The 25,342-nt window shown below is 68.4% G+C and carries 23 protein-coding genes and 2 tRNA genes; 15 read left to right on the top strand and 10 right to left on the bottom strand.

The genetic code is table 11. The features are described 5' to 3' along the window. Positions 1-94 precede the first annotated feature (94 nt). The gene (locus AB0I19_RS19845; protein ID WP_067493327.1) at positions 95-454 is read left to right on the top strand and encodes a metalloregulator ArsR/SmtB family transcription factor; all 360 of its coding nucleotides are present in this window, start codon (positions 95-97) and stop codon (positions 452-454) included. Between the two features lie 30 nt (positions 455-484). Here AB0I19_RS19845 and AB0I19_RS19840 read toward each other — a convergent pair whose 3' ends face one another. After that, positions 485-1,618 carry an MFS transporter gene (locus AB0I19_RS19840; RefSeq protein WP_357150605.1) on the bottom strand — a complete coding sequence of 378 codons (1,134 nt, stop codon included), beginning with the start codon at positions 1,616-1,618 and terminating at the stop codon, positions 485-487. A gap of 346 nt (positions 1,619-1,964) precedes the next feature. Between AB0I19_RS19840 and AB0I19_RS19835 the strand changes: the two genes are divergently transcribed. From AB0I19_RS19835 to AB0I19_RS19820, 4 genes are all read left to right on the top strand, one after another. Then, on the top strand, positions 1,965-2,738 hold the full coding sequence (locus AB0I19_RS19835; RefSeq protein ID WP_357150458.1) for a fumarylacetoacetate hydrolase family protein: 774 nt from the start codon (positions 1,965-1,967) through the stop codon (positions 2,736-2,738). 17 nt (positions 2,739-2,755) lie between these two features. Continuing rightward, on the top strand, positions 2,756-4,231 hold the full coding sequence (gene gltX / locus AB0I19_RS19830) for a glutamate--tRNA ligase (RefSeq protein ID WP_357150457.1): 1,476 nt from the start codon (positions 2,756-2,758) through the stop codon (positions 4,229-4,231). A 188-nt stretch (positions 4,232-4,419) separates the two neighbouring features. Then, positions 4,420-4,491 (top strand) — tRNA-Gln (locus AB0I19_RS19825). Positions 4,492-4,519: 28 nt separating this feature from the next. Further along, positions 4,520-4,595, top strand: a tRNA-Glu gene (locus tag AB0I19_RS19820). Positions 4,596-4,637: 42 nt separating this feature from the next. Here AB0I19_RS19820 and AB0I19_RS19815 read toward each other — a convergent pair. Next, positions 4,638-5,339, bottom strand: coding sequence for an IclR family transcriptional regulator (locus tag AB0I19_RS19815; RefSeq protein WP_067493334.1), 702 nt, complete (start codon positions 5,337-5,339; stop codon positions 4,638-4,640). A 62-nt stretch (positions 5,340-5,401) separates the two neighbouring features. Here AB0I19_RS19815 and leuC point away from each other — a divergent pair, with 62 nt between their 5' ends. The 3 genes from leuC to AB0I19_RS19800 all read left to right on the top strand — a co-directional run bounded on the left by leuC (position 5,402) and on the right by AB0I19_RS19800 (position 8,284). Further along, complete coding sequence (gene leuC, locus AB0I19_RS19810) at positions 5,402-6,826, top strand: 3-isopropylmalate dehydratase large subunit (RefSeq protein WP_357150456.1); 1,425 nt, start codon at positions 5,402-5,404, stop codon at positions 6,824-6,826. A gap of 36 nt (positions 6,827-6,862) precedes the next feature. Further along, a complete protein-coding gene (gene leuD, locus AB0I19_RS19805) occupies positions 6,863-7,471 on the top strand; it encodes a 3-isopropylmalate dehydratase small subunit (RefSeq protein ID WP_067493338.1) in 609 nt (202 codons plus the stop codon). Positions 7,472-7,627: 156 nt separating this feature from the next. Then, positions 7,628-8,284 (top strand): HU family DNA-binding protein, encoded by a 657-nt coding sequence (locus AB0I19_RS19800; protein WP_357150455.1) that lies wholly within the window; start codon positions 7,628-7,630, stop codon positions 8,282-8,284. Between the two features lie 117 nt (positions 8,285-8,401). Here AB0I19_RS19800 and AB0I19_RS19795 read toward each other — a convergent pair whose 3' ends face one another. From AB0I19_RS19795 to cofC, 3 genes are read right to left on the bottom strand one after another with little or no spacing between them, the layout of a single operon-like run. Further along, positions 8,402-9,322 carry a bifunctional NUDIX hydrolase/histidine phosphatase family protein gene (locus AB0I19_RS19795; protein WP_357150604.1) on the bottom strand — a complete coding sequence of 307 codons (921 nt, stop codon included), beginning with the start codon at positions 9,320-9,322 and terminating at the stop codon, positions 8,402-8,404. Positions 9,323-9,351: 29 nt separating this feature from the next. Next, the gene (locus tag AB0I19_RS19790) at positions 9,352-11,520 is read right to left on the bottom strand and encodes an RNA degradosome polyphosphate kinase (protein WP_067636822.1); all 2,169 of its coding nucleotides are present in this window, start codon (positions 11,518-11,520) and stop codon (positions 9,352-9,354) included. Between the two features lie 60 nt (positions 11,521-11,580). Beyond that, positions 11,581-12,252: a 2-phospho-L-lactate guanylyltransferase gene (gene cofC, locus AB0I19_RS19785; RefSeq protein ID WP_357150454.1), complete on the bottom strand. Its 672-nt coding sequence runs from the start codon at positions 12,250-12,252 to the stop codon at positions 11,581-11,583. A gap of 31 nt (positions 12,253-12,283) precedes the next feature. Here cofC and AB0I19_RS19780 point away from each other — a divergent pair, with 31 nt between their 5' ends. Together AB0I19_RS19780 and AB0I19_RS19775 are read left to right on the top strand one after the other, a co-directional pair. Further along, positions 12,284-13,279, top strand: a complete 996-nt coding sequence (locus AB0I19_RS19780; RefSeq protein WP_357150453.1) for an NAD(P)H-dependent glycerol-3-phosphate dehydrogenase — start codon at positions 12,284-12,286, stop codon at positions 13,277-13,279. Positions 13,280-13,323: 44 nt separating this feature from the next. Beyond that, on the top strand, positions 13,324-14,418 hold the full coding sequence (locus AB0I19_RS19775; protein ID WP_067493476.1) for a D-alanine--D-alanine ligase family protein: 1,095 nt from the start codon (positions 13,324-13,326) through the stop codon (positions 14,416-14,418). Positions 14,419-14,550: 132 nt separating this feature from the next. On the opposite strand, the gene AB0I19_RS19770 is transcribed toward AB0I19_RS19775, so the two are convergent. After that, positions 14,551-15,237 (bottom strand): DUF3515 family protein, encoded by a 687-nt coding sequence (locus AB0I19_RS19770; protein ID WP_357150452.1) that lies wholly within the window; start codon positions 15,235-15,237, stop codon positions 14,551-14,553. Positions 15,238-15,356: 119 nt separating this feature from the next. Here AB0I19_RS19770 and AB0I19_RS19765 point away from each other — a divergent pair, with 119 nt between their 5' ends. The 3 genes from AB0I19_RS19765 to AB0I19_RS19755 are packed head-to-tail and all read left to right on the top strand — an operon-like array spanning position 15,357 to position 17,357. Beyond that, positions 15,357-16,361 carry a thiamine-phosphate kinase gene (locus AB0I19_RS19765; RefSeq protein ID WP_357150603.1) on the top strand — a complete coding sequence of 335 codons (1,005 nt, stop codon included), beginning with the start codon at positions 15,357-15,359 and terminating at the stop codon, positions 16,359-16,361. A gap of 11 nt (positions 16,362-16,372) precedes the next feature. Further along, the gene (locus tag AB0I19_RS19760) at positions 16,373-17,056 is read left to right on the top strand and encodes a uracil-DNA glycosylase (RefSeq protein ID WP_067493352.1); all 684 of its coding nucleotides are present in this window, start codon (positions 16,373-16,375) and stop codon (positions 17,054-17,056) included. Positions 17,057-17,105: 49 nt separating this feature from the next. Then, positions 17,106-17,357: a hypothetical protein gene (locus tag AB0I19_RS19755; protein WP_357150451.1), complete on the top strand. Its 252-nt coding sequence runs from the start codon at positions 17,106-17,108 to the stop codon at positions 17,355-17,357. 1 nt (position 17,358) lies between these two features. On the opposite strand, the gene AB0I19_RS19750 is transcribed toward AB0I19_RS19755, so the two are convergent. The 3 genes from AB0I19_RS19750 to rpmB all read right to left on the bottom strand — a co-directional run bounded on the left by AB0I19_RS19750 (position 17,359) and on the right by rpmB (position 18,889). Continuing rightward, positions 17,359-18,132, bottom strand: a complete 774-nt coding sequence (locus tag AB0I19_RS19750) for an enoyl-CoA hydratase-related protein (protein WP_357150450.1) — start codon at positions 18,130-18,132, stop codon at positions 17,359-17,361. Positions 18,133-18,142: 10 nt separating this feature from the next. Then, entirely contained in the window at positions 18,143-18,616 is a 474-nt protein-coding gene (locus AB0I19_RS19745) for a GNAT family N-acetyltransferase (RefSeq protein ID WP_357150449.1), read from the bottom strand. 81 nt (positions 18,617-18,697) lie between these two features. After that, complete coding sequence (rpmB, locus tag AB0I19_RS19740) at positions 18,698-18,889, bottom strand: 50S ribosomal protein L28 (protein WP_011210730.1); 192 nt, start codon at positions 18,887-18,889, stop codon at positions 18,698-18,700. A gap of 250 nt (positions 18,890-19,139) precedes the next feature. Between rpmB and AB0I19_RS19735 the strand changes: the two genes are divergently transcribed. Both AB0I19_RS19735 and recG read left to right on the top strand, forming a co-directional pair. Then, positions 19,140-21,269 carry a DAK2 domain-containing protein gene (locus AB0I19_RS19735; protein WP_357150448.1) on the top strand — a complete coding sequence of 710 codons (2,130 nt, stop codon included), beginning with the start codon at positions 19,140-19,142 and terminating at the stop codon, positions 21,267-21,269. Positions 21,270-21,272: 3 nt separating this feature from the next. After that, complete coding sequence (gene recG, locus AB0I19_RS19730) at positions 21,273-23,534, top strand: ATP-dependent DNA helicase RecG (protein WP_357150447.1); 2,262 nt, start codon at positions 21,273-21,275, stop codon at positions 23,532-23,534. A 137-nt stretch (positions 23,535-23,671) separates the two neighbouring features. On the opposite strand, the gene AB0I19_RS19725 is transcribed toward recG, so the two are convergent. Then, complete coding sequence (locus AB0I19_RS19725; RefSeq protein WP_357150446.1) at positions 23,672-25,096, bottom strand: short-chain fatty acyl-CoA regulator family protein; 1,425 nt, start codon at positions 25,094-25,096, stop codon at positions 23,672-23,674. Positions 25,097-25,342 lie beyond the last annotated feature (246 nt).

Raw genomic sequence — 25,342 nt, 5'->3', positions numbered from 1 at the left:
ACGGGAAACCTCCGTGAGACGGGAACAGAACAACCCGAGAATAACAGAACATATGAAGAGGTTTTCATTTCAACGGGTCGGTTAGACTCCTGCCATGGGACACGGTGTGGAGGGCCGCGACCGGCCGACCACCCGGCTGGACGCCGATACGGCCGCGCACGTCGCGACCACCCTGCAGGCCCTCGCCACCCCGAGCAGGCTGCTGATCCTGTCCGAACTACGGCAGGGCCCGCGCCCGGTGACCGAACTCGCCGAGGCGGTGGGGATGGAACAGTCGGCCGTCTCCCACCAGTTGCGCCTGCTGCGCAACCTCGGTCTCGTCATCGGCACCCGCGCGGGCCGCAGCATCGTCTACAGCCTGCACGACAACCACGTCGCCCAACTGCTCGACGAAGCCGTCTACCACAGCGAACACCTGCGCCTCGGCCTGTCCGACCGTTCCGGCACCGCCTGATCCGCCGGGCCGAACAACCGAAGTGGGCGACTACCTTCCGGTGCCCCTCGGTACCAGAGGCACCGCCGCCATGGCCGCCACGGCCGCGAACGCGAACGCCGTCGGGTACCCGCTCACCGTGATCAGTGCGCCGAATGCCGGTGGGATGGCGGCCAATACGAGGTTCTGCCCCGTGTTCTGAATGCCGAGCCCACGTCCGCTCCAGAACGGTCCGGCGATCTCGGCGACCGCGGTGAACGCCAATCCGTTGTCCGACACCGAGATCACCGACGCCGCCACCATCAGTGGCACCGCGATCCACCCCCAACCGGTCCCCGCGGCGACCGCTAGCGCGGCCATCGACAACACCGCGGCCACAGCGACCTGACGCAGCGGCCCGAGCCGGTTGCCCACCCGATCCGACCACGCGCCCGCACCGATTCGTCCAGCGGCGCCCAGCAATTGGGTGACCGTCATCAGTGCGCCCGCCGCCGCCAGCGACCAGCCCAGATCGCGGTGCAACCACATCAGCCCGAACGTCCACAGGGTGGCCTGCGGGAAGACCAGCAGGATGGACACCGCGTGAATACGCCACAGCGTGGAGCCCCCACGGTAGGGGTTGGCCCGGTCGGCAGCTTTCGCGGGCGGCCGGGGCGGATCGACAATGCCTGCCAGACAACCGATCGCACCCGCACCGGCCAGCAGTGCCGGCACCAGCAGGGCGGCGGCGATGCCGTACCGGTCGGCCACCCATGGGATGGTCAGCGCGCCCACGCCGACGCCGAGGGGCTGGGCGGTCTGGCGAATACCCATCGCCAGCCCGCGCCGGTCCGGCGGGAACCAGCCGACGATCACCCGCCCGCTCGCACCGTTGGAACTGGCCGCGCCGACACCGCCGAGGAACAGCAGCACGCCGAAGGCGACCGGGTCCTCGACCAGGGCGGCGCCGACACCGGCGGCGAACATCAGCGTCGTGCCCGCGACCAGCACGATCCGCTCACCGATGCGGTCGACGACATAACCCCACGCGATCAGCGTGCACACCAGACCGACGGTCGGCAGGGCGACCAGCGCGCCCGCGGCGGCCAGCGAATCACCGCGATCGGTGAGCGCGGGCAGCAGGAAGGGGGTGCCGTGCACGAAGGTGGAACTCGACGTCTGCGCGAGCACGCCGAGAGCGAGCATCAGCCAGCGTCTGCTGTTGCTGATCTGGGTTACCCCGGCCGTCGGCCGCGCGTTCGTCACGGTACTCACCTCGCCGAATTGCACGATTGCATCTCACTATTTGAGATCGAAGTCTCATCTTGTGAACATCGAAGATCACGCTACACCGGTGACCCCGGATTCCGGTGCCCGGCGTCGGTGTCTGACGGATCACATCCGGCGGCGGCCGTGCGTAATGCGAATCACGAACGCGGGCAGCAGGTTCGAAATCACACGAATGTGACTTCGCTCGCCCTTCCGGTTCGGCCGCACCAGGCGATCACGGGCGCGTTCGGGCAGGTGGGCGCGCCTCGATAGACTCCCCGGCATGCGCTTAGGTCGAGTTGCCAGTCCCGATGGAGTCGCGTTCGTCAGCATCGAAGGCGACGGAAGCGACGCCGTCGCCAAGGAGATCGCCGAACACCCGTTCGGCACGCCGACGTTCACCGGGCGGAGCTGGCCGCTGGCCGACATCCGCCTGCTGGCGCCGATCCTGGCCAGCAAGGTGATCTGCATCGGCAAGAACTACGCCGCCCACGCGGCCGAAATGGGTGGTGAGGCACCGAAGGATCCGGTGATCTTCATCAAGCCGAACACCTCGATCGTCGGGCCGAACGCCCCGATCATCCTGCCGCCCAGCTCCTCTCAGGTCGACTTCGAGGGCGAACTGGCCGTGGTGATCGGCCGCCCCTGCAAGGACGTGCCCGCCGCCAAGGCCGCCGACGTGATCCTCGGCTACACCGTCGCCAACGACGTCACCGCGCGCGACCAGCAGCGCCACGACGGGCAGTGGACACGGGCCAAGGGCTACGACACGTTCTGCCCGCTCGGCCCGTGGATCGAAACCGCCATCGACCCAAGCGATCTGGAGATCACCACCGAGCTGGACGGCGAAGTCCGCCAGCGCAGCCGCACGTCGCTGTTCCTGCACGACATCCCGAAGATCATCGAGTGGATCAGCTCGGTGATGACGCTGCTGCCCGGCGATGTGATCCTCACCGGCACACCGGAAGGCGTCGGCACGCTGGCGGCCGGGCAGAACGTGTCGGTCACCGTCGAGGGCATCGGCACCCTCACCAATCCTGTTGCCACCAAGCGCTGATAGCGGAGAAGAGAGTCATGACACAAGTACGGGTCCGTTTCTGCCCGTCGCCGACCGGCACGCCGCACGTCGGCCTGATCCGCACGGCGCTGTTCAACTGGGCGTTCGCCCGCCACCACGGCGGCAGCTTCGTGTTCCGCATCGAAGACACCGACGCCGCACGCGATTCCGAGGATTCCTACCGCGCGCTGCTCGACGCGCTGCGCTGGCTCGGCCTCACCTGGGACGAGGGTCCGGAGGTGGGCGGCCCGTACGAGCCGTACCGGCAGTCGCTGCGCCGCGACCAGCATCTCGACGTCGTGCGCAAGCTGCTCGAGGCAGGCGAGGCCTACGAGGCGTTCTCCACGCCCGAGGAGGTCGAGGCACGTCATCGCGCCGCCGGTCGCGACCCGAAACTCGGTTACGACAATTTCGATCGGGATCTGACGCCCGAGCAGATCGCCGCCTACAAAGCCGAGGGCAGGCCCGCGGTGGTGCGTTTGCGCATGCCCGATTCCGACCTCGGCTGGAATGATCTTGTTCGCGGGGAAACCACCTTCAAAGCGGGCACGGTTCCCGATTTCGCGCTCACCCGTGGAAATGGTGATCCGCTGTACACACTGGTGAATCCGGTCGACGACGCGCTCATGAAGATCACCCATGTATTGCGCGGCGAGGACCTGCTCTCGTCGACGCCGCGTCAGCTCGCGTTGTATGCCGCGCTGCAGCGTATCGGTGTTGCCGACTTCACTCCGGAGTTCGGTCACCTGCCGTTCGTGATGGGTCAGGGCAACAAGAAGCTGTCCAAGCGTGACCCGGAATCGAATCTGTTCCTGCATCGCGATCGGGGATTCGTTCCCGAGGGTTTGCTGAATTACCTCGCACTGCTCGGCTGGAGTATCGCCGAGGACCGCGACGTGTTCTCCATGCAGGAAATGGTCGCGGCTTTCGACATTTCCACCGTGAATTCGAATCCGGCTCGTTTCGACCAGAAGAAGGCCGACGCGATCAATGCCGAACAGATTCGTCTGCTCGAGCCCGGTGATTTCGGCCACCGTTTGCGTGAGTTCCTGACCGCGCAGGGGCATATCGGTGCCGAAATCGACGAGAAGACGTTCCTGGCCGCCGCCGAACTCGTGCAGACCCGGATCGTCGTGCTCGGCGACGCCTGGGACCTGCTGAAGTTCCTTTTCGTGGCACCGGGGGAGTTCGCGATCGACCAGGCCGCGGGCACGAAGAACCTCGGCACCGAAGCCGACCAGGTGCTCGACGCCGCCATCGCCGCGGTCGAGCCGCTGGCCGAATGGACCACGCCGGCCCTGGAAGAGGCCCTGAAGAAGGCGCTGATCGACGATCTCGGCCTCAAGCCACGCAAGGCCTTCGCGCCCGTGCGAGTGGCGGTCACGGGCTCGCACATCAGCCCGCCGCTCTACGAATCGATGGAACTGCTCGGCCGCGAGGTCTCGCTCGACCGCTTGCGTGCCGCACGCGGTTGGCAACCCACCGCGCAGTAGCCGATACGGCAGGCGGGTGCGGCACGCGCCGCACCCGCCCGGCAGCCGGAAAACGCTCGAAAACCGGCCGCTGACCAGGCGATTTGTAGTTTACCCCCTGCTGTTTGGTAATCTTCTCATCGCCGCGGAACACGGCCTCGCAACACCGACAACCACTCGGTGAGCGCAGGGCCGAGCGTTTCCATCCTTGGGGTATGGTGTAATTGGCAACACAGCTGATTCTGGTTCAGCCATTCTAGGTTCGAGTCCTGGTACCCCAGCAAGGTTTCACTTCGGTGAAATCGTCCTGGCCCCGTCGTCTAGCGGCCTAGGACGCCGCCCTCTCAAGGCGGTAGCGCGGGTTCGAATCCCGTCGGGGCTACCAAGAAAGGCCCCCGGTCGAATCCGACCGGGGGCCTTCTTCGTTTCACAATCGTTTGTGCAGCGCCTCCGCCGCCGCCACCAGATCGGCCGCCCAGCGCGCGCCCGGCCTGCGGCCCATCCGGTCGATCGGACCCGACACCGACACCGCCGCCACCAGCACGCCCGAGGCGTCACGCACCGGGGCCGAGACGCTCGCCACGCCCTGTGCGCGTTCTGCCGCGCTCTGCGCCCACCCCCGCCTGCGGACCTCGGCCAGCGCCCGCTCGCCGAACACGGCGTCGGCCAGGACGGTGCGCTGTAGCTCCGGGTCGGCCCACGCCAGCAACACCTTGGCCGCCGAGCCCGCGGTGAGTGGTAGTCGCGAACCGACAGGCACTGTGTCGCGCAGGCCGACGGGTGGCTCCAGCGCGGCCACGCACACGCGCGCGTTGCCGTCGCGGCAGTACAGCTGGACGCTCTCGCCGGTGATCTCGCGCAGCCGGGGCAGAATGGCTCCCGCCGCCTCGACCAGTGGATCGGCGGCGCCCGCCGACAACTCGCTGAGCGCGGGACCCGGCCGCCACAGCCCGTTGGCGTCGCGCGCCAGCAGCCGATGCGTCTCCAGCCCGACCGCCAGGCGGTGCGCGGTGGCACGTGGCAGGCCGGTTCGGGTGCACAGGTCGTTGAGACCGCAAGGTTCGTCGGCGACGGCGTAGAGCACCGCCACGGCTTTGTCGAGAACACCGATACCGCTATGCTGTCTCATAGAACGATACTAACTTCTCATATGTTGAGATCCAAGTATGCCCGTCGAAAGGTGATCAAGCAATGGCCGAGCGCGCCCGCACACTGGCCGAGAAGGTGTGGGAACAGCACGTCGTCGTCCCCGGCGACGGTGACGGTACTTCCCGCGAACCCGACCTGATCTACATCGATCTGCACCTCGTGCACGAGGTGACCAGCCCGCAGGCCTTCGACGGGCTCCGCGCGGCCGGACGGCCGGTCCGCCGGCCCGACCTCACCATCGCCACCGAGGACCACAACGTCCCCACGGCCGACATCGACAAGCCGATCGCGGATCCGATCTCGCGCATCCAAGTGGAGACGCTGCGCCGCAACTGCGCCGAATTCGGCGTGCGCCTGCACCCGATGGGCGATGCCGAACAGGGCATCGTGCACGTGGTCGGTCCGCAGCTGGGTCTGACCCAGCCCGGCATGACCGTGGTGTGCGGCGACAGCCACACCTCCACCCACGGCGCGTTCGGCGCGCTGGCCATGGGCATCGGCACCAGCGAGGTGGAGCACGTGCTGGCCACCCAGACGCTGTCGCTTCGCCCGTTCAAGACGATGGCCATCACCGTCGACGGCGAATTGGCGCCCGGCGTCACGAGTAAGGACCTGATCCTGGCCGTGATCGCCGAAATCGGCACCGGCGGCGGCCAGGGGTATGTGCTCGAATATCGCGGCGAGGCCATTCGCAAGCTGTCGATGGAAGCGCGGATGACGATCTGCAACATGTCGATCGAGGCGGGCGCCCGCGCGGGCATGATCGCCCCCGACGAGGTGACCTACGAATTCCTGAAGGGCCGTCCGCACGCACCGCAGGGCGCCGACTGGGATGCCGCCGTGGCCGCCTGGGAGGCGCTGAAGACCGACGAGGACGCGGTTTTCGACGCCGAGGTGCGCATCGACGCCAGCACGCTGACCCCGTTCGTCACGTGGGGCACCAACCCCGGTCAGGGCCTGCCGCTCGGTGCGAACGTGCCCGACCCGGCCCAGATCGCCGACGAGTCCGAACGCGAGTCCGCCGAGAAGGCCTTGCGCTACATGGACCTGACGCCGGGAATGCCGCTGCGTGAGGTGAGCGTGGATACCGTTTTCGTCGGTTCCTGCACCAATGGCCGGATCGAGGATCTGCGTGCCGTCGCCGGTGTTTTGAAGGGCCGCCGCGTCGCCGACGGTGTGCGAATGCTGGTTGTACCCGGCTCGATGCGGGTGCGCGCCCAGGCGGAAAAAGAAGGACTCGGCGAGATTTTCACCGCGGCCGGCGCGGAATGGCGCCAGGCGGGCTGTTCGATGTGCCTCGGGATGAATCCGGATCAGCTGGAACCGGGTCAGCGCTGCGCCTCCACCTCCAACCGCAATTTCGAAGGCCGACAGGGCAAGGGCGGGCGTACTCACCTGGTCTCGCCGCTGGTCGCCGCCGCCACGGCGGTGCGCGGCACCCTGTCCTCGCCCGCCGATCTGGCCTGAGCGGCCCCGAACCACCACGATCGAAGGAGAATCGTTATGGAAGCCTTCACTGTTCACAAAGGCATCGGGGTACCGCTGCGCCGGTCCAATGTCGACACCGATCAGATCATCCCCGCCGTTTACCTGAAGCGCGTGACTCGTACCGGTTTCGAGGACGGTCTGTTCGCCGGTTGGCGTACCGATCCGGACTTCATTCTCAACACCGAGCCGTACCGCAGCGGCAGCGTTCTGGTGGCCGGGCCGGATTTCGGCACCGGTTCCTCGCGTGAGCACGCGGTGTGGGCGCTGTCGGACTACGGCTTTCGAGTGGTGATCTCCTCGCGTTTCGCCGACATCTTCCGTGGGAATGCGGGCAAGGGTGGTCTGCTGGCCGCGCAGATGTCACAGAACGATGTCGAAATGCTCTGGAAGCTCATCGAGGAACAACCCGGCCTCGAATTGGTTGTCGACCTGTCGGCGCGCACCGTCACGGCGGGAACCATCGTGTTGCCGTTCGATATTGACGACTACACCCGCTGGCGTCTGCTGGAGGGTTTGGACGACATCGGCCTCACGCTGCGGCAAGGCGACGCGATCACCGAGTTCGAAAAGGGAAGGCCGTCATGGAAACCCGTGACGCTGCCGGAGCCTATTTCACCGGCGTAATCGGCTGGGGCGCTTAGGGGCGCTTCCCTGGGAGCGGTAGCTGGACGTGTGCTAAACCACATGAATTTTGGCGTGGCACATAGACTCTTGCTCAAACTGGGTTTACCGTGGTACCTAGTCGGTCCGACGACGGGCCATTAGTCTGCGGAGGATTCAATGAACAAGGCGGAACTGATCGACGTTCTGACCGAAAAGTTGGGTACGGACAGGCGCACGGCTACTGCGGCTGTCGAGAACGTGGTCGACACCATCGTCCGTGCCGTGCACAAAGGTCAAAGCGTCACCATCACCGGATTCGGTGTGTTCGAACAGCGCAAGCGTGCTCCCAGGGTTGCCCGTAACCCGCGTACCGGTGAAACCGTGAAGGTGAAGGCGACTTCGGTGCCTGCCTTCCGTCCGGGCGCTCAGTTCAAAGCGGTGATCGCGGGTAAGCAGAAGCTGGCCGCGTCCGGCCCGGCCGTGAAGCGTGGCGTGAATGCGCCCGTGGCGGCGAAGAAGGCGGCAGCCAAGAAGACCGCGGCGAAGAAGACTGCGGCCAAGAAGGCCACGCCGTCGAAGGGTCCGGCCAAGACCACGGCCCGCAAGGCCGCGACCAAGGCTCCCGCCGCCAAGAAGACGACGGCGGCCAAGGCCACCGCCGCCAAGAAGACCACGGCGGCAAAGAAGGCTCCGGCCAAGAAGACTGCCACCAAGGCCACCGCCGCCAAGAGCACCGCCACCAAGGCCACGGCGGCCAAGAAGACCACCGCTGCTAAGAAGGCTCCTGCTAAGAAGACTGCTGCGAAGAAGACAGCCACCCGTCGTGCTCGTTGATCCTGCCGCAGCGGGATCAGGTCGGGGAATGTGCACGTAAAGCCGCATCACCCACCACTGGACCGAGAACGGCCCCGGAATTCCGGGGCCGTTTCGGCTGTGCGGGGTAACTTTTGTTCAGCCGGTGACGATTCCCGTAGACAACGCACGATCCATATGGTTCGCCGCGACTAATCGGTCCCCGATGAACGACAAAGCCCAGACGCTGCCCTTGCGATTACGCGCGGGCGGCAGGGTGAGTCCGTCGCGCTGAGCCAGCCACTGTGTCAGATCGGGAATCACCCCGCCCTGACTGCAGACCACCGGTACACCCCGATCTGTTACCAACGACAGAAATCGTTGCCGCGCCGCATCTTTCGCTGAATCGTAACCTTGCTCGGAAAACATTGGCTCGCAATTGATTTCAGCGTTCAGATGCTCCGCCAACGGGGTAACGGTTTGGATACAGCGCAGGGGGTCGGCCGAATAGATCCGGGATGCTCCGAACGCCAGCAGATTCGGGACGAGAGCCTTGGCCTGCCTTCGCCCGGCGGCCTCGAGCGGGCGCTGGTCGTCCGGACCGTCGAACTCGGCGCGCTTGCCCGCCTTGGCGTGGCGGACGAGCAGCACGGTGGCCGTTTTCGGTGGGTGACGGGCGAAGACGCGCACGATCTGGCGGTCCATCGGATACGACAGCTCGTCCATCACGTCGTCGAGCGGAATCCAGCGCAGTTGGTCGACTTCGGAGTTCTCGGTGAACTCGCCCTCGGCCGCCTCTGCGGCCCAGTAGTCCACCCGCTTGAGCTGTCGATGGCCCGGGATCGGATAGGTGACCCGGCCCAGATAACGCCCGAGCGTGCACGGCAGGCCGGTCTCCTCGCCGACCTCGCGCACGGCCGCGACCACCGGTGTCTCGCCGGGATCGAGCTTGCCCTTGGGCAGTGACCAGTCGCCGTACTTGGGCCGGTGGATCACCGCGATCTCCGGTCCGGTGGCGCCCGCACGCCACAGAACCGCCCCAGCGGCATGAATATTGGGCCGGACCCGCGGGTCGCGCATCGGTTCGGGCTTCTCCTGTGCGTGCTTGCTCACGGCTGTTCGGGACGACGCAACCGCATGAGGAATTCCTGGTGATCGCGCACCTGGTTGGCGTCGGCGTCGGTGGGGCTCGCCTGCCAGGAACCGTCGGGCAGCAGCACCCAGCAGCGCGTCATGGGGTCGAGCGCGGAATCGAAGACCACACCGAGCTGCTCGGTCAGGCGCGGATCCTTCACCTGCACCATCACCTCCACCCGGCGGTCGAGGTTGCGGTGCATCATGTCGGCGCTGCCGATCCAGGTCTGTTCCTGTGCCTGGAACTGCAGTACCCGCGAGTGCTCGAGGAAGCGGCCGAGGATGGAGCGCACCTCGATGTTCTCGCTGAGGCCCGGCACGCCCGCACGCAGGCCGCAGATGCCGCGCACGACGATCTGCACCGGCACGCCTGCCTGGGAGGCGCGGTAGAGGGCGTCGATGATCTGCTCGTCGACGATCGCGTTGGCCTTGAGCCGGATGCGGGCGTCGAAACCCTCTCGTGCCAGCTCGATCTCGCGATCGATCCGCTCGATGATGCCCGCCCGGACACCGAGCGGGGCGACCATCAGGTTCCGGTAGTCCTCCTTGCGGGAGTACCCGGTGAGCGAGTTGAACAGGTCGGTCAGATCGGCGCCGATCTCCGGTGCCGCGGTGAACAATCCGACGTCCTCGTACAGGCGCGCGGTCTTGGGGTTGTAGTTGCCGGTGCCGATGTGGCAGTAGCGGCGGATGGTCGAACCCTCGCGGCGCACCACCAGGCACGTCTTGCAGTGGGTCTTGAGGCCGACGAGGCCGTAGACCACGTGCACGCCCGCCTGTTCCAGCGCCCGCGCCCATTTGATGTTGGCCTGCTCGTCGAAACGGGCCTTGATCTCCACCAGGGCCACCACTTGCTTGCCCGCCTCGGCGGCCTCGATCAGGGCGTTGATGATGGGGGAGTCACCGGAGGTGCGGTACAGGGTCTGCTTGATCGCCAGCACCTGCGGGTCGGCGGCGGCCTGTTCGATGAACCGCTGCACGCTGGTGGAGAACGAGTCGTAGGGGTGGTGCACCAGCACGTCGCCCTCGCGCAGCGCGCTGAAGACATTGCGCGGGGTCTCGCGCTCACCGAACGCGGCGGGGGTGGCCGGTACGTAGGGCGCGTCCTTGAGTTCGGGCCGGTCGACGCCGTAGACCTGCCACAGGCAGGAGAGGTCGAGCAGGCCGGGCACCTGGATCACATCGGCGGGGTCGACCTCTAACTCACGTAGTAGCAACTCCAGCATGTGCTCGGTCATGTCGTCGGAGACCTCGAGCCGCACCGGCTTGCCGAAACGGCGACGCGCCAGTTCGCGTTCCATTGCCTGCAGCAGGTCCTCGTCGCGGTCCTCGTCGACCTCGAAATCGGCGTTGCGGGTGATCCGGAACGAATGGGTCTCCACCACGGTCAGGCCGGGGAACAACAGATCGAGGTGGGCGGCGATGAGTTCTTCCATCGGCAGGAAGGCCGCGATGGCCGACGGCGCGCCGGTGCGGCGCACGCGGACGAACCGGTCGACGTTGTCGGGCACCTTCACGCGGGCGAAGTGCTCGCCGCCGGTGCCCGCGTCCTTTACCGTCACGGCGAGATTGAGGCTCAGGCCGGAGATGTAGGGGAAGGGGTGGGCCGGGTCGACGGCCAGCGGTGTGAGGACCGGGAAGACCTGATCGGTGAAATAGCTCGAAAGGCGTTGCTGTTCGGCTTCGTCGAGGCCCGACCAGCCGATGATGTCGATGCCGGCGCCTGCCAGCGCCGGGTTCACCGAATCGATGAAGACCTTCGCGTGCCGCTCGGCGAGTTCCTGTGCGCGGGCGGTGATCATCTCGAGCTGTTCGGACGGTGAGCGGCCGTCGGCGGAACGCACCGAGAGCCCGGTCTCGGCGCGGCGTTTGAGCCCGGCGACCCGGACCATGTAGAACTCGTCGAGGTTGGAGGCGAAGATCGCGAGGAACTTCGCGCGCTCCAGCAACGGCAGGGAGGCATCCTCGGCGAGGGCGAGCACGCGGGCATTGAAGTCCAGCCAGCTCAGTTCCCGGTTGAGGTAGCGATCGCGTGGCAATCGCTGCGAACTGCCGTCGGCGCCCGAGGCGATGGCGGCCGCAGGTGGCGGGGAAATCGGGGGCAGGGACTTGATGGTTTCCGTGTCGCTCACGCTGTCAATCATCCCCTACGGACCGCGTGGTCCGCAGCATGACATCGGGTGAACTCCTGGTGCGGCGACCGGCTAGCACACCGTGCGGACGGGATCGCTTCGGTTGGTGGTGATTCCGAACTCCCGCAGCGCGTCGGCGGTGTGGACGCCGACGCCGAGCGCGCGCACGGCGTCCAGATCCTCGGGTGTGTCGACGTCACAGCGCAGGCCCGGCCAGTGGCCGGGCACGACGACGGCGCCGTATTCGCGGTGGGCGCGGGCCGAATCGGGGCCGAAACGTGGTGCCAGCGCATCCGGTGCGGTACCGGCCAGCAATGCCGAAGTGCCGGTCCCCGTGTGATCGATCACCACCGCGCGGGTGGCGGGCGCGACGGCGAGGAAGTCGGTGAGTTCGGCGGTGCGCAGGGCGGGCAGGTCGGCCTGCAGCGCGAGCAGGCGGACCGGGCCACTGCGGTGGCGCACGTCCTCGGCCGCGGCGGTGAGGGCGGTGTTGAGGGGGTCGCGGTCGGCGGGCGGCTCGGCCAGGACGTGCGCGCCGAGTTCGCGTGCGCGGGCGGCGACGACGGCGTCGGGGGTGACGACGGTCAGCGAACCGATCGCCGGCACGGCGGCGGCCGCCTCGACGGTGTCGGCGAACATGGCGAGCACCAGCCGGGCGCGCTGGTCGGCGCTGAGCACGGCCGACAACCGGCTCTTGGCCCGGTCTCGGTGCTTGACCGCCATCACGGCGTGCACGGTGTGCATGGTCTCGATCCTTGCATGGCATATTGGGCTGATGACGAGGGCTGCGGTTATGGGTGCTGGGTCGTGGGGTACGGCATTCGCGAAGGTGTTGGCCGAGGCGGGTACCGAGGTGACGATCTGGGCCAGGCGCGAAGAGGTGGCTCGCGCGCTCGACACCGAGCATCAGAATCCGTTCTACCTGCCGGGCGTGCAGTTGCCCCCCGTGCGGGCCACCCATGATCACCGGATCGCGCTCGACGGCGCGGAGCTGGTCGTGCTCGCGGTGCCGTCGCAGTCCCTGCGGGCCAATCTGGGCCACTGGAAGGACGATATCGGCGCCGATGCCACGCTGATGAGCCTGGCCAAGGGCATCGAGACCGGGACGCTGCTGCGGATGAGCCAGGTGATCGCGGAGGTGACCGGCGCCGAGCAGGGCCGCATCGCGGTGCTGTCGGGACCCAATCTCGCCCACGAGATCGTCGAACGCCAGCCCGCGGCCACCGTGATCGCCTGCACCGACACCGAACGCGCACAGCAGGCCCAACATGCTTGTGCCACCGGCTATTTCCGGCCCTACACCAATACCGATGTGGTGGGCTGCGAGATCGGCGGCGCGTGCAAGAACGTCATCGCCCTGGCCTGCGGTATCGCCTCGGGCATGGGACTCGGCGACAACTCCGTGGCCAGTCTCATCACCCGCGGGCTGGCCGAGGTGATGCGGCTCGGGGTGGCGCTCGGCGCGCAACCGGTGACGCTGGCCGGGCTCGCCGGCGTGGGTGACCTCGTCGCCACCTGCACCTCGCCGCTGTCGCGCAACCGGTCCTTCGGGTATGTGCTCGGCCAGGGCGGGTCGATGCAGGCCGCGCAGGAGGCGACCAACGGTCAGGTCGCCGAAGGTGTGAAGTCGTGCACATCGGTGCGGGCGCTCGCGGCCGAACACCAGGTGGAGATGCCGTTGACCGACGCGGTGCACAAGGTGTGCCACGAGGGACTTTCGGTGAACGAGGCCGTCGGCAGCCTGCTCGGCAGGCGCATGAAACCCGAATAAGGCCGATGCCGCCGCGGCGGCGCGAACCTACTACGGTGACGTTCATGACGGAACGGATCAGGGTAGCTGTGGTGTTCGGCGGGCGCAGCAGCGAGCACGCCGTCTCGTGTGTGTCGGCGAGCAGCGTCCTGCGCAACCTCGATCCGCGGCGCTACGAGGTGGTGCCCATCGGGATCACCACCACCGGCAGCTGGGTGCTTGCCGAGGGGATCGGCGAACTCACGCTCAGCCACGGCGAACTGCCCGCCGTCGATGCCGCGGGCACCGCGCTCACCCTGGCCGCCGACCCCGGCCGTTCCGGCGCGCTCGTCGCCCTGGACGATCCGACCGCCACGCTCGGCACCGTCGATGTGGTCTTCCCCATCCTGCACGGCCCGTTCGGCGAGGACGGCACGCTGCAGGGCATGCTCGAGCTGGCTGGGGTGCCCTATGTGGGTGCCGGTGTGCTGGCCAGCGCGGCCGGGATGGACAAGGAATTCACCAAGAAACTGCTGGCCGCCGAATCGCTCCCGGTCGGTGTGCAGGTGGTGTTACGTCCCGGCACGCAGACCATGACCGCCGAGGAGCGCGACCGCATCGGCCTGCCCGCCTTCGTGAAACCCGCGCGCGGCGGCTCTTCCATCGGCATCACCAAGATCACCGACTGGTCGGCCCTCGACGACGCCGTCGCCACCGCCCGCGCCCACGATCCCAAGGTGATCGTCGAGGCAGGCATCGTCGGGCGTGAAGTCGAGTGCGGTGTCCTCGAATTCGCCGACGGCGACGTGCGCGGCAGCGTCGTCTCCGAGATCCGCATGCCCGACGCCGACGCCGCGGCCCCCGAGTTCTACGACTTCGCCACCAAATACCTCGACGACGTGTGCGAATTCGACGTGCCCGCCAAGCTCGACGACGCCGTCGCCGACGAGATCCGCGCCCTGTCGGTGCGTGCCTTCCGCGCGCTGGACTGCCAGGGCCTGGCCCGCGTCGACTTCTTCCTCACCGCCGACGGCCCGGTCATCAACGAGATCAACACCATGCCCGGCTTCACCCCCATCTCCCAATACCCCCGCATGTGGGAAGCAACCGGCATCGACTACCCCACCTTGGTCTCCACCCTCATCGAAACCGCCGTAGCCCGAGGCACCGGCCTGCGCTGAACCACCGGCCGACCACCACGGATTTTCGGCCGCCTCGGATCCGAAGGGCGAGACGTAACGGCGAAGCCGAAGTATCGCCCTTCGGATTCGAGGCCTCCCAGGCCGAAAATCCCGCGGCGCCAGCCGCCAAAATTACAGCTCGCCAGGGTTGATCGGTTGGGCGGGGAGGGTCGCGGTAATCGTGTCGGAGACCGTTTGCACCGCGGCTGTGCCCGATCCGTCGGGGACCGTCAGGGCGATGTAGGTTTCGCGATCGACGGCGAACCATGTGCCCGTCTTGGCCGTCTCGTCGCGAACCTGGAACCATTTCACCCCGTTGACCTCCTGCAGCGGTGAGGCACGGTTGAATTCGAGCGGCCGGTCGAGGCCGCAGCGCAGCACGATCGCTTCCCCGCCCTCGGGCAGTTGCCAGGCGCGGGTTGCGGGCGGCGCCGGTTCGGCGAGGGTGGATTTGGTGTAGTCGCCAAGGTCGGCGGGCAGGGCGGGCAGCAGGGCCGCGCAGGCGGGGCCGTCGGCGGCGGGGGCGGGGACCGGTCCAAGCGCGAGGGGTTCGCGTTCGACGGGGGCGCGCAGGATCAGGAAGGCGGCTATGAGCACGCCGACGATCAGCACGATGGGCAGGGCGACAGCGGTGGCGATCAGTGCGGGGGAGTACTGGCTGTCAGCGGCCGGTGCGTCGTCGGTGGCGCTCTCGGCGTCAGGGCTCTCGTCGGGTTCCGCTTCTGGAGCGGCTTTGCGGAGGGCTGACGGTCCAGCGGTGTCCTCGGGCCCGGTCGCCTCGTCGCGATCGTCCGCTGTCGGGTCCGACGATTCCGCCATAGCCGCGTGGTCCTTCCTGGTCGCCTGCGCCGCGCACCGTCGGTGGTGCCCGATCGCCTCCGAAAGGGTACCGTCGTGGCGATTTCGTCGGTCGGAAGCACAGCGGGAAGGAGTCGGTCATCAGCGAGGACAGCCGTTCGCAGACGGTGCGTGAGCTGGGTGAATTCGCCTTGATCGACCGGATCAACGCCGGTCGCGAGCAGGCCGCGCATGTGCTGCTCGGCCCGGGCGACGACGCCGCGCTGCTCGCCGCGCCCGACGGCCGGTTCGTGGTGAGCACCGACATGCTCGTGGAGGGCAGGCACTTCCGGCTCGACTGGTCGACGCCCGCCGATATCGGGCGCAAGGCGATCGCGCAGAACGCCGCCGACGTGGTGGCGATGGGGGCGCGTCCCACCGGCTTCGTGGTCGCGCTCGGTTGCCCCGCCGATACTCCGGTACGAGTCGTCGAGGGCATCGCCGACGGCATGTGGACCGAGGCCGTGCGGGCCGGCGGTTCCATCGCGGGTGGCGACCTGGTGCACAGCGAGCAGTTGGTGATCTCGGTGACCGCGTTCGGTGATCTCGGTGGGCAGGGTGCGCTCACCCGTTCCGGTGCGGTCGAGGGCGATATCGTCGCTGTCGCAGGCGAACTCGGCTGGTCGGCCGCTGGTCTGGCCGTATTGTCCGGCGGGGCAGATCTTTCCGACCCGGCATTTGCGCATGCGCTTGCGGCACATCGGGTTCCGCAGCCGCCCTACTCCGAGGTCATCGACGTGTTCGGCGTCCACGTCCCGAACGCCCTCACCGATGTCTCCGACGGGCTGCTCGCCGACCTCGGCCACCTCGCCGCCGCCTCCGGCGTCGCGATCGACGTGCACGCCGCCGCCCTCACCGACCCCGAACTCGACGCCGTCGCCGCCCGGCTCGAAGCCGATGCGGGGCAATGGATTCTGGCCGGGGGAGAGGACCACGCGTTCGTCGGCACGTGGTCGCCCGCGATCGCGCTGCCGCCGGGCTGGCGGCCCATCGGGGTCGTTACCGCAGGCAGCGGCGTCACCGTCGACGGCGCGCGGCCCGCCGGTGCCACCGGGTGGGAATCGTTCCGTGGGGCGGGCGCTACGGCCGAGCCCGGCAAACGATAGGTTGTGCGGTCATGGGTGCCAAACCACTGTCGGAGATCATCGACCCGGGCTGGGCCCGGGCCCTGGAACCGGTTGCCGACCGCATCAGCGAGATGGGTGAGTTCCTGCGCGCGGAGAACGCCGCCGGACGCGGATATCTACCCGCTGGGGAGAACGTGCTCCGCGCGTTCCGGCGCCCGTTCGACGCGGTGCGCGTGCTGATCGTCGGCCAGGATCCCTACCCGACTCCCGGCCATGCGATGGGACTGAGTTTCTCTGTCGCGCCGGATGTTTCGCCGATCCCGCGCAGCCTGTCCAACATCTTCGCCGAGTACACCAAGGATCTCGGCTTCGATACGCCCAAGTGCGGCGACCTGAGCCCGTGGTCGGATCAGGGTGTGCTGCTGCTGAACCGAGTGCTCACCGTCACCCCCGGCACCCCGGCCTCACATCGTGGCAAGGGCTGGGAAGCGGTGACCGAGCAGGCGATTCGCGCGCTCGTCGACCGCGACGAACCGCTCGTCGCCGTGCTGTGGGGCCGGGACGCGGGCTCGCTGAAGCCGACCCTGGTCGCCGCCGAGGTCCCCTACATCGAATCGGCACACCCCTCGCCGCTGTCCGCCTCGCGCGGGTTCTTCGGGTCGCGACCCTTCTCCCGGGTCAACGAACTGCTCGACGAACTCGGCGCCGATCCTGTCGACTGGCGGTTGCCCTGACCCGGGGTGCCGCCCGCACGAGAAGAAAATGATGAAGGAGCACAACCGGATGCACACCACAACCGTTCGCGCCGCACTGGCGACCGTCGCCGTCGCCGCCGCCATCACCGCGGGCGCGGGCTCGGCCTCGGCCGCGGGCCTGCAGCTCGAGCCCTACAACGAGCAGGCGACCCCGGTCGCGACCAGCCCCGTCGGCGAGGAATGGACCTCCACCGGCACCTCGACCATCTCCTCCGGCGTCAACGCCAAGATCACCTGCATCCTGCAGAACACCTTCAGCGCCTTGGGCGCCGCCTGCTGAGTCAGTCGACTCCGCGATAGTCCGGCTTGCGCTTGGCGACGAAGGCGTCGACGCCTTCGCGCCCGGTGCTGCTGTTCGCGGCGGCGGCGATGCTGTCGCGTTCCGCGTCGAGCTGCTGGTCCAATGTTGCCGTCGGCGACTGGGCCAGCAGCTTTTTCATGGCTGTGTAGGCGGCGCGGGGGCCGGAGGTGAAGCCGGTGGCCACGCGCAGGGCCTCGGTGCGGATCTCGTCGTCGGGGACGATCCGGCTGAGCAGCCCGAGTCGTTCGGCCTGCTCGGCGCCGATCACGGCGTCGGTCAACAGGATCTCGCGGGCCCGGCCGGCGCCGACGATGCGCGGCAGCGACCACGACATTCCGCCGTCGGGGGTGAAGCCGATGCCGGGGTAGGCGGGACGCATCTGGGTCGACGGGCCGCCGATGGCGACGTCGGCCGCGCACACCAGGCTCATGCCCGCACCGGCCGCCCAGCCGTGCACCGCCGCGACGACCGGGACGGGTGCGGCGGTCAGGGCGCGCACGAAGTCGTGCAGCTGGGTGGCCAGCTCGTGCAGGAAAGCGCCTCGGTCGTCGGCACCGGCGAAGTGGCGGACATTGCCGCCTGCGCAGAAGTTGGCGCCCGCACCGGTGATCAGGATCGCGCCCACCTCGTCGCCCAGCGAACGCAGGGCGGCGGTGCCCGCGTTGATCAGGTCGAAATCGAGGGAGGTGCCCGCGGCCGCGGTGGCGATGGTCAGGTGCAGTACGCCGTCGACGACGACCGGTTCGCTACTCATGCCCGTCACATTAGCGAGGGGCGCGTCGCCACTGTTGTTCGGGCAGCAGCGTGAACGGGTCGGTGCGGCGCAGACCCGTATCCCTGAATCCGTGCCTGCAGTAGAAGGCGTGCGCGCGCGGATAGTTGCCGAGCACCCACAGAGTGCATGGCGCATGGGGAACGGTGGCCGCGAGCAGGTCGTCGGCGACGCCGGTGCCGTGCCAGGCGGCGCGCACGTACAGCGCTTCCAGTTCGCTGCCGGTCGGCTGTCGTGACGCGGCGGCGAAGCCGATCAGGTCGTCGCCGTGACAGGCGACGAGCAACCGATAGCGGTCGTCGGTGCGGCGACGTTCCCAGGTGATGGCCGAACTGTCGAGATCGAACGCGGCGAGCAGGTGGGCGGGGACCAGCGAGTCGTAGGCCTCCCGCCAGCTGGCGATGTGGCAGGCCGCGAGCGCTGGGATGTGCGCGGCGCTCGCCGGAACGATCCGCCACTCAACCACGAATCACCCGTTCGACGACAAAACCCCGGACAACCCATGAAGGGTGCCGGGGCACTGTCGGCAGAATGTACGGGCCGGAAATCAGCCGCGGACGACCTTGCCCGCCTTCAGGCAGGAGGTGCACACGTTCATCCGGCGGGTGTTGCCAGGGGCAACCTGCGCACGCACGGTCTGGATGTTCGGGTTCCAGCGACGGTTGGTGCGCCGGTGCGAGTGCGAGACCGACTTCCCGAAACCGGGGCCCTTGGCGCAGACGTCGCAAACGGCAGCCATGTCGCGAGCTCCTTCATGTCATAAGCGGTCAGCGCGCACGTGTGCCGCTGAACCGGAAACTGATGTCGTCAAATGCCTTGCCGACTTGCATCGGCCAGCGCAGACCTGTCGAGGCCGCACGAGGCAACCCTGCAAGCGTAGCGGGCCCGGCCGGGAACTTCCAAACCGGGTGTCCTGCTCGACGGCGCGGACACGTGGTGCGTCCGTGGTCAGGATACCGCTGTCGGTCGCTGGCGCTAACCTGGCTGCGATGCTCGGCGGGCGAGCACGGCCGACGGGGAACGAGGTGACGGTGACGCAGGTGCCCGAGGCGCTCGACGGCGCCGCGCTGCTGTCGTGGGCCAGGTCCTGCTGCGCCGAGCTGGAGTCGCGCCGTGCCGAGATCGACGCCCTCAATGTGTTCCCCATCGCCGACTCCGACACCGGAACCAACCTTCTGGCCACGATGCGGGCCGCCGTCGCTGCCGCCGCGGCCGACGGCGGTGCGCAGGAGCAGTCGCGCTTGCAGTCCGAGCTGGGGCAGACGCGTTATGCGACCGACTCGTGCGGCGGCGCGCTGGGCGATGGTCGGGCCGGGGAGGTGGCGAAGGCGCTGGCCCGTGGCGCCACGGCCGGGGCGCGGGGCAATTCCGGGATCATTCTTTCGCAGGTGTTGCGGGGGATCGCCGAGGTGGTGGTGGACGGGCCGTTGACCGGGGAGCGGCTGCGGGTGGCCTTGCGGCGGGCGGCGGTGCTGGTGCGGCAGGGGTTGAGTGCGCCGGTGGAGGGGACGATTCTGACGGTGCTCGATCGGGCCGCCGTCGCTGCCGCCGAGTCCGGAGCCTCCTCGCTGGAGAGTGTGGCGAAGGCGGCGGCCGACGGCGCGGCTCGCGCGCTGAACGAGACTCCCGCCCAGCTGGGTGTGCTGCGGGCGGCGGGCGTGGTCGACGCCGGCGCGCGCGGTCTGCTGGTGCTGCTGGACTGCCTCGTCGGCGAGGTGTGTGGTGTGGCTCCCGAACGCCATACCTACGCCCGTGAGCGAGGTGGCGGCGCGTCACCGGCAGCGGGTGCGCAGCGTCGGGACGGGCAGTCGATCAGCGCCTCCGAGCGCGGACGCGGTGGTGGGCAGCCGCCGAGCTCGGTCGGCGCGCCTCCGGGTGGGTCCGATGCCCGTCGTGATCGTGGTGCGTCGCACGGTGGTCGTGACCTCGGCGGCCACGCCGGGACATGCGGTGACCACGACGAGGCGCCGGGCCGCTGGAATGACGAGGCGCGGGGGCGCTGGGACGACGAGGCGCCGGGGCGCTGGGCTGAGGCGTGCACGGTTGATGGCGGGCCGGGCCGCGACCAAAACGAGTCGTTCCGTGGCCGTGACGGGGTGCGCGTAGACCGCGACGGTCTACGGGGAGACGAGGAACGGGGACGCGGCGCCGACCCGCATTTCGAGGTCATGTATGTGATCTCCGGCACCGATGACGCGGGCGCGGGGATACTGCGGGAGCGATTGGCGGTGCTCGGCGATTCCGTCGTCGTGGTCGGCGACGGGGATACCACCTGGTCGGCGCATGTGCACTGCCGTGACGCGGGCGCGGCGATCGAGGCGGGGCTCGCGGTCGGGGCGTTGAGCGCCATCCGGGTCGAAAGCTTCGCGGTCACAGCGCACAACGGCATCGGCGATCACCCGGAGTCGGTTCCGGTCGAGGCGAGCTCGGTGGGGCGAACCACCCTTTCCACCGATGGGCTCGCTGACCGAGGGGTCGTCGCCGTCGTGGCCGGTGCCGATGCCGCGGAGCTTTTCGAGGACGCGGGCGCGGTGGTGTTGCGCGAGGACGAGGCCTTCGACGCCGACATCCTCCTGCGGACGATCCGGGCGATGCCGCACCGCGAGGTGCTGGTGCTGCCCAACGGTGCGCTGCCCGCGCAGGAATTGGTCGCCGTCGGTGTGGCCGCGCGTGACGGTTCGCGCGACGTGCTGTTGTTGCCGAGCGCGTCGATGGTGCAGGGGCTCGCCGCGCTCGCGGTGCACGATCGGGGGCGGATCGCCGTAGACGACGCCTTCGCCATGTCGGAGGCGGCGGCGACCACCCGCTGGGGTGCGCTGCGGGCGGCCCGGGTGCGTGCGCTGACGATGGTCGGAACCTGTTCTCCCGGTGACGGTTTGGGCCTGGTCGGCGAGGATGTGGTGGTGATCGACCCGGACGTGGTCGGCGCGGGACGCATCCTGCTCGACCGGATGCTCGGTCTCGGTGGGGAACTGGTGACCTTGCTGATGGGCGCGGGCGCCGGGCACGAACTGGGGCAGATTCTCGCCGATCATGTGCGCGCCGGATTCCCCGGCGTGGATGTGGTGGTGTATTCCGGTGGGCAGCAAGCGGATCTGGTGCAGATTGGGGTCGAGTAGACGATGACGACACTGAGCGACCGGCTCGACCACGTACTCGGCGTGAAGGCCGCCGACCGCCTGGCCGAAGCCTTCGACATGACCACCGTCGAAGACCTGCTGCGCCACTACCCGGCGCGGTACGCCACCCAGGGGCAGCCGCTGACGGAGGAGGAACCGGAAGAGGGTGCCCACATCACCGTCATCGGCCGGATCACGAAAACCGAACTGCGCCCGATGAAGAATCGCCGCGGCTCACTGCTGAAGGTGCAGCTCGACACCGGCGCCGCCCGGCCGATCGAGGCCACCTTCTTCAACGGCGACAAAGTCCGTTATCTGGTGAAAGACGGTGTCCGGGCGATGATGTCGGGCACCGTGCACTGGTGGCGCCCCGACCGCTGGAACCTCTCGCACCCCGACTACCTGATTCTGCCCGACAAGGCCGAGGCGGGCGTGGAGCAGCTCACGTCCGTGCGCGGCAGCGGTGCGTTGCGCGGGCTCGCTCAGAGCGCCAAAGGTGCCGGGGGAGTGGACGCTTCGTTCTTCGAACGGGAGTTCGTCCCGGTGTATCCGGCGACGGCGAAGGTGCAGAGCTGGGATCTGCTGGCCTGTATCCGGCAGGTCCTCGACCAGCTCGACCCGATCGAGGACCCGCTCCCGGCCGAACTGCGCGAGGAGCGCAACCTGCTCGAGGTGTCGGACGCTCTGCGCCTGATCCACCTGCCCGAACACAAGCTCGATATCGAGCGGGCACGGGACCGTCTACGTTTCGACGAGGCACTCGCCCTGCAACTGGTGCTGGCCGAACGCCGTCACGAGGTGGAGGGTCGTACCGCACCCGCCTGCCCGCCACGCACCGACGGCATCGCCGCCGACTTCGACCAGCGGTTGCCCTTCGAACTCACCGAAGGCCAGCGGCAGGTGATCGACGAGATCTCCGACGACATGTCGCGCACCCGCCCCATGCATCGCCTGCTGCAGGGCGAGGTGGGTTCGGGTAAGACGATCGTCGCCCTGCACGCCATGCTCCAAGCGGTGGACGCCGGGCGCCAATGCGCCCTGCTCGCCCCGACGGAAGTTCTTGCCGCGCAGCACTATCGGTCGCTGCGGGCGATGCTCGGCGATCTCGGCACCGCGGGCGAACTCGGCGCCGCCGAGAATTCCACCAAGGTGGTGTTGCTCACCGGCTCCATGTCGGCGGCGGCGAAGAAGTCCGCGCTGCTCGACGCGATGACCGGCGAGGCGGGCATCGTCATCGGCACCCATGCCCTCATCCAGGACGCGGTCGAGTTCTTCGACCTCGGTCTCGTGGTGGTCGACGAACAGCACCGTTTCGGCGTCGAGCAGCGAGACGCGCTGCGCGCCAAGGCGAAAGGCGGCGTGAGTCCGCATCTGCTGGTCATGACCGCCACCCCCATCCCGCGCACGATCGCGATGACGACCCTCGGTGATCTGGAAACATCCACGCTCACCCAGTTGCCCAAGGGCCGTTCGCCGATCACGTCGAAAGTCGTTGCGCGCAAACTGCATCCGGCCTGGGTGGAGCGGGCATGGGAACGCATCGTGGAAGAGGTCGGCCAGGGCAGGCAGGCCTATGTGGTGTGCTCGCGCATCGGCGAGGACCCGGACGCGCCACCGGCCAAGGGAAAAAAGGCCGAAGAGAAGGAAGGCCCGACCACCCAGGCCGCGGTCGACATGTACGAGACGCTGAGTACCGGGCCGCTCGCGGGTGTGCGCGTGGGACTGCTGCACGGACGGCTGCCGTCCGACGAGAAAGACCACGTGATGCGCCAGTTCAACGACGGCGCGATCGACGTGCTGGTGTGCACCACCGTCGTCGAGGTCGGTGTCGACGTGCCGAACGCCACCGTGATGGTGATCGTCGACGCCGACCGGTTCGGCGTGAGCCAGCTGCACCAGCTGCGCGGGCGCATCGGCCGCGGCAAACACCCCGGCCTGTGCCTGCTGGTCACCGATGCCGCGCCCGGCGGTACCGCGATGGCCCGGCTGGAAGCGGTCTCCGCCACCACCGACGGCTTCGAACTGTCGGTGCTGGACCTGCGTCAGCGCCGGGAGGGCGACGTACTCGGTTCGGCCCAGTCCGGCACCGCGCGCTCGCTGCGCCTGCTCTCCCTGCTCGACGATCTCGAGGTCATCACCGCCGCCCAGGATCTGGCTCGCCGGATCGTCGCCGAAGACCCGGGCCTGGTGAAACACCCAGGCCTGGCGGGAATGATGAACGCCGCTGTCGACGGCGAACGACTCGAGTACCTCGCCAAGTCTTAGGAGTTCCGAGAGGACCCACGCGGTGTGCCCGGCGTCCCCGCACAGACGTTCGGCGCGGCCGATGTCGCGAAACCGCCCGCACGCCTACCAGCCGCCGAGGCTCGGCGCAGGGGTCGACCGGCACGCCCGCCCAGGGTTCACCGCGGCAGACGCGGATACGGTAGGTCCGTCGCCGTGTGCTCGGCGACCGCCAAGGGCCGGCCGATCTGCGGGAACGCCCGCTGTGGGCAGGCGGGCCGTTCGCACACCTTGCACCCGGCCCCGATCGGCACGGCGATATTCGGGTCGTCCACCTGTATCCCCTGCGAGTACACCAGTCGGTCGGCGTACTCGATATCGCACCCGAGCGCGACGACGAAGTTCTTCGCCGCGGTGCCGTATCCCTGTGCCGTGGCGGGTGTGGTGCGCGCGATCCACAGATAGCGGCGCCCGTCGGGCATCTCCGCGACCTGGGTGAGGATGCGTCCCGGGTGGGCGAAGGCCTCGTGGGTGACCCACAGCGGGCAGTTGCCGCCCACCCGCGAGAAGTGAAAAGCCGTGGCGGATTGGCGTTTCGAGATATTGCCCGCACGGTCGGTGCGTACCAGGAAGAACGGCACCCCACGCTGACCCTGTCGTTGCAGCGTCGCCAGCCGGTGGCAGACCGTTTCGAACCCGACTTCGAACCGCAGCCCGAGCAGGTCGACGTCGTAGCGCAGCTCCTCGGCCGACCGCAGGAACCGTCCGTAGGGCAGGATCAGCGCCCCGGCGAAGTAGTTGGCCAGCCCCACCCGCGCCAGCGTGCGCGACTCCCCGACCAGGGCCCGGGATTCGGCGAGCACATTGTCGATCTCGCGGCCGTAGAGCAGCAGGCCGAGCGTGGACGCGATCTGGAACGCGCGCTGCCCGGGCCGCAGCCGCCGGGCCAGGGTGAGCGTTCGCGTGTCCGGGTCGTAGTGGCGTTTGGGGATGGACGGGTCGGCGCCGTCGCCTCGCACGAGCACGGTGACGCCCGCGCGTTCCTCGGCGATCCGCGCCAGCTGCCGGTCAAGCGAACCGATGCTCAGCCCCGATTCCTCGAACAGCTGCTCGGCGGCGTGATCGAGGGTGGCGATGTGGTTGCGGTGGTCGTAGAAGAAGTCCCGGACGTCCTCGTAAGGCAGCGGTGTGCCCGGCGCGCCGGTCGGGGTGTCGACGCGGGAGGAGAGCAGATCGAGTTGATCGGTGGCCGCGCGCAGCCGCCGGTGCATGGCGATGACGATCCGCGCCACCTCCGGCAACCGGGTGGCCAGCTCCTCCACCTCGGTGATCGGTGCGGTGTCGCCGCCACCCGCCGCCTCGACCAGCACCTCGTGCAGGTCCGAGACCAGCCGCGCGTCGGAATCGGCGGCGAAGAACTGCACGTCCAGGTCGAAGGTCGAATTCAGTTTCAGGAGAACGGGAATGGTGAGCGGACGCTGATCGCGTTCGAGCTGGTTGAGGTAACTCGGCGAGAGATCGAGCGATTTGGCCAGCGCGGCCTGGGTCATCCGTCGTTCTTCGCGTAGCCGTCGAAGTCTGGCCCCCGCGTACATCTTCCGCACGCCAGGATCCTAGCGCCGCTGGTTCGCAATGTTCGCTGAAAGTGTGGAATGCCCTAGGAGAAGTGCAGTCCCGCAAGGGATTCTGCCGTGGATTACTCGTGCGTAATATGCGAAGCGATCGTGGGTGCCGATCGCACCGGAGCCGGCGCGCGGCGGTGAGATGTGACGGCCGCGTAACCGCCGGTTCGCAGGTGGGCGGGGGCGACGGTGAAGAATGCTGCGAACCCACCTTGCGTGCCGGACGGG

The sequence above is a fragment of the Nocardia sp. NPDC050413 genome, assembly GCF_040655475.1.
Classification (GTDB): domain Bacteria; phylum Actinomycetota; class Actinomycetes; order Mycobacteriales; family Mycobacteriaceae; genus Nocardia; species Nocardia coubleae.
Note: the sequence above shows the minus strand (reverse complement) of the source record. Positions and strands in the feature narration are given on the sequence as shown.